Annotated in this window: 1 protein-coding gene; it reads left to right on the plus strand. The window is 33.7% G+C overall.

Going from position 1 to position 2,561, the window contains the following annotated elements; all coding sequences use genetic code 11:
• The first annotated feature begins 752 nt into the window (after positions 1-752).
• Positions 753-1,625, plus strand: a complete 873-nt coding sequence (gene erm, locus H9631_RS22020) for a 23S ribosomal RNA methyltransferase Erm (protein WP_191816587.1) — start codon at positions 753-755, stop codon at positions 1,623-1,625.
• Positions 1,626-2,561 lie beyond the last annotated feature (936 nt).

Genomic DNA, 2,561 nt, shown 5'->3' on the forward strand with positions numbered 1-2,561 from the left:
ATAAAGCCCTTTTTAAAAAATAGGAATAGAGGGCTTACTTAAGTATTGCTTTCTAGCGGAAATAATTTTCATACAAATTTTATCGAGCCATGCCCGATAAAATCTGGGAGCAAATACGCCAAGACGCATGTGATAAAGCCTAACCCACGAATGAAAAAATCCCAATCAAATCTGAGATTCCAGTATTTGATTGGGATTTTCTTTTTCAATCTTTATTCATTTGGTTCATCATGAAGGTTGTTATTGAGTTCTTTATCACTGATTAGCTTAGATTAAGGGGTTTTCGGATTATTGTTACGCTTGAGTACCAAGTAATGTTTTCATTGAACTTATCTATGGTTAAGATTATAATATAAGGGATATTTCATGTAATTAACCTAAGGAGGGTTGTTAAAAACTATGGGTGTAATTATTACTTTCCGTGCTTTGAACTGTTAACTTAATAAGTTCGAAGGCTCTGTTTTCGCTTGTAGAGTAAACGGGATAAGTATGCCCATTTTTAACAATCTTCATTAAATATTTTTGTATTGAGAGGAAAGACTGATTCTTCAATCTTTCCTTTTATATTGTTATGAGTCCTTTCTTTAGCTTTAGAAAGTCTATTTTGTGCTATTTATTTTTAAAAAATATGCACAAATTCTTTTGTCTTATTGCAAAAAAACTACTCCGGTTTACTGGAACCACAGATGCCTATGTCTGTGGCTTTTTTGCGTTCAGAGCCGAAAGTCCAATTAAGAGGGGTTGTTTGAATAATGACAAAAAGAAGGAGAAAGTTTGTCGTCGGGAATCCACCAAATTTTAGCGGGCAACATTTGATGCATAACAAGGATTTGGTAAATGATATTGTAAACCTTGCTCGCATTTCAGAAACTGATCTTGTATTAGATTTGGGGGCTGGAAAAGGGGCAATTACTAATGCTTTAAGTAATCGAGCAAGAAAGGTTCTAGCCGTTGAATACGATCAAAAGTTTATAAAGAAATTAAAACAGCTTGAAATGAAAAATACAGTGATAATTGAGCAAGACATATTAAAAATATCGTTACCTCGAGAGCATTTTGCAGTTGTTTCCAGTATTCCATATGCCATCACAACACCAATTATGAAAATGCTTCTTAATAATCCGTTAAGCGGTTTTCAAAGAGGCGTTATTGTAATGGAAAAAGGTGCAGCCAAAAGATTCACATCAAATGTTGTGAAAGATCCATATATCATTGCTTGGAGAATGTGGTTTGATATTCGGTATGTTAAAGGGATTTCAAGAAAAAACTTCTCTCCACCGCCAAGAGTTGATTCTGCCATGATTACAATAATTAGAAAAGTTAAACCACTTGTACCTATAAGCGATTGTTTAATATTTTGGGGGTTAGCTGGTTATGTTCTTAAGAATCCACAATTATCTATTGATTTAGCACTAAGAGGTGTATTTACACCACCTCAAATTAAGCATTTAAAAAGAAGTCTTCGAATAAAGAATGAGGTTTCAGTTGCTACTTTATCGGAAGAACAATGGGGACTAATATTTGAGACAATGGTGAAGCATGTTCCAAAATTCAGATGGCCAAAAAGAAAAAAGTTGATTGATTTTATATGTTTTAAAATGGGCTACTTATTTACTCTTAGATAGTAGAAAGGCACTGATATAAATGGATTTATTTAACCATTTTACCCTTAAACTGATGGGCATGAAGGCGTTTGCGATGATTATTATTTCTTGGGCGGGTCAACTATTCCATCATCTTTCCGCAGTCCTTAAATGATCAATATTTATGCGGCTGATTCAATCCGAAAACCTAAAAATAAGCTTTACCTTCATTCAGCAGAAGTCTCCCACTTCTGTAAGTGGTAAGATGAATGATATTGGTATTCTATTCAGTGGGAGGCGAACCCAGGCGGATGCCACAGATTTTCAGAGGAAAGGTATCGAGCGGAGCTCAATCAAATCTGGGTACAAATATATCCAATCGCATTTGAGAATATTTTAAAGACATATTGACCCGATTTTGAAGAGTCCAACCAGGTCAATAAGTCATTAGAAGAAGAAATATCTAATTTTTTCCATGAAGTGTTGAAGAAACTCTTGTAATTCTCAATTTGGGAACTAACTAGTCTAAGGTGCTATTTTTCCTAATGGAAGGAGGGGGTATTTCCCTTCTTTTCAACTATTATGTGATTCATATTGATTAGACAAACGAAAGTTGACACTGAATATTTTGAAAAATAATAGAAAACAACTATTATCAAAGAAGGTTAATATTAGCAAGTTTTTACCAATTCTTTTAAAATAGAAAAGAGTGATAGGGGGAAGAGAATTGGAGATTTTTTTTCAACGATATATGGATTCCTGGCACTTTAATGGGTGGTTTGGTCATGATATTATTTTATCTATTGTTGTCGGTGTAGGCATTTTATTGTTTTTGTATCTATTATGTAAGCGTCGAAAAATAGGCTGGTTTGTTATAATTTTTATTCTGTATGCTTTTATAAGTAACTCAACTTTCGCACCAACAAAATAAGTACTAATCGTTGGCTAGACTGAATCTTGAGCCTATCAATTATGTTG

The sequence above is a fragment of the Bacillus norwichensis genome, assembly GCF_014836955.1.
Lineage (GTDB): Bacteria > Bacillota > Bacilli > Bacillales > Bacillaceae_C > Siminovitchia > Siminovitchia norwichensis.